The sequence below is a fragment of the Neobacillus drentensis genome (assembly GCF_036966985.1).
GTDB classification, from domain to species: Bacteria; Bacillota; Bacilli; order Bacillales; family Cytobacillaceae; genus Neobacillus; species Neobacillus drentensis_E.
On sequence record NZ_JBALSN010000745.1, the window covers coordinates 1 to 1,249 of the forward strand.

Annotated in this window: 1 protein-coding gene and 1 pseudogene; both read right to left on the bottom strand. The window is 37.2% G+C overall.

The features are described from left to right. A pseudogene (locus V7659_RS31235) lies at window positions 1-237 on the bottom strand (acyl-CoA dehydrogenase family protein); the annotation flags it as partial. A 32-nt stretch (window positions 238-269) separates the two neighbouring features. Beyond that, window positions 270-1,166, bottom strand: coding sequence for an alpha/beta fold hydrolase (locus V7659_RS31240; RefSeq protein WP_335543871.1), 897 nt, complete (start codon window positions 1,164-1,166; stop codon window positions 270-272). Window positions 1,167-1,249 lie beyond the last annotated feature (83 nt).

The following is a 1,249-nucleotide window of genomic DNA, read 5'->3' on the forward strand; positions in this document are numbered from 1 at the left end:
ATAGCCAACTGTGCTGACCATATCGACAAATGTACGCCAATCAAGTTGAGGGTAACCATATTCTTTCGGAAGAATTAAACGATGAATATTTTCGTTTCGAATAATGTTTGCAATATTTTCAGATATTGTGGCATTTTGGTCGGCTTGTAAAGCTTCAAGCTCTGCGGCTTCACCAATTTTTTTCGCCTTTTCAATCATTTCTTCAAAAAGCAATTTATTTTCAACAAGTAATGCCATACAATCAGTCCTTCCAACATGGATTTAAATGATTATTTTACGGTTACAGCTTCTTCATTCTTAAGTGCTAAAAAGTCAATGACAAGCTGATTAACCAGTTCAGGCTGATCTGTTTGACATTGATGCCCGCAGTTGTCAATGTACTCAAATTCAATGTTTGGTAGTAATTTTTCCAGTTTATAAGCGGTTTCAATTGGCGCCACAGCATCATTTTTTCCCCAAATAAATTTGCCAGGGACTTTTAATTTTGGTAGGGAATCTTTAATACAGAATCGATCCCATAATTTTGTGTTCGTATTCATTTTTGCTAAATAATCATCGAATGCTTTGTTTGCTTCTCTTACACCTGGTCGATTTGCAGCATGATGACGTAATTGAATTAATTCTTCTGGCACTACTGTATCTCCAACTGAATTTCGATTCATGAATTTTCGAAGCGATTTTTCTGTGAAATCGTAGCCGATAACTTCTAAAAATGATCTTAATTTTCTTTCTGGTATTTCCTGCATTGCTTGATATATCGTGTTACTACCGATATAAACAACTTTTTCCACTTTTTCTGGATGGTCAATCGCATATTTAGCTGCTACATAAGCACCTTGTGAATTACCGACTAAGTACACTTGCTCTAGGCATAATGCTTCAATAAAATCATGTATATGATCCACTAAACTTTGGTGCCCATTAACTGGCCAAGCATGCGGGCGTATATCAGTAAAGCCCATTGATAATTGGTCAGGTGCAAATGCACGATATCCTGCTTCTGCTAAAGCGGGTAACATATAGCGCCAACCAGCTGCTCCACCAGCACCTGGACCTGCACCAGGTAATAAGATGACTGCCGGGCCTTCTGTGCCTGCCCATGAATAATGTGTACGAACACCATTTGCTAAGACCCAGCTATTATGAAAACCTTCAAAAATTGTCATGTGTTTTACCTCCTTAGTTTGTTTGTATTGGCTTTTCTGAGTTCAGTATAACTGTTTGAATTTTTAAATATCATAGTAGTTTT

Bases quoted from the DNA above. Each gene is read 5' to 3' on its own strand.
- V7659_RS31240 (WP_335543871.1), bottom strand. From the start codon at position 1,166: ATGACAATTTTTGAAGGTTTTCATAATAGCTGGGTCTTAGCAAATGGT.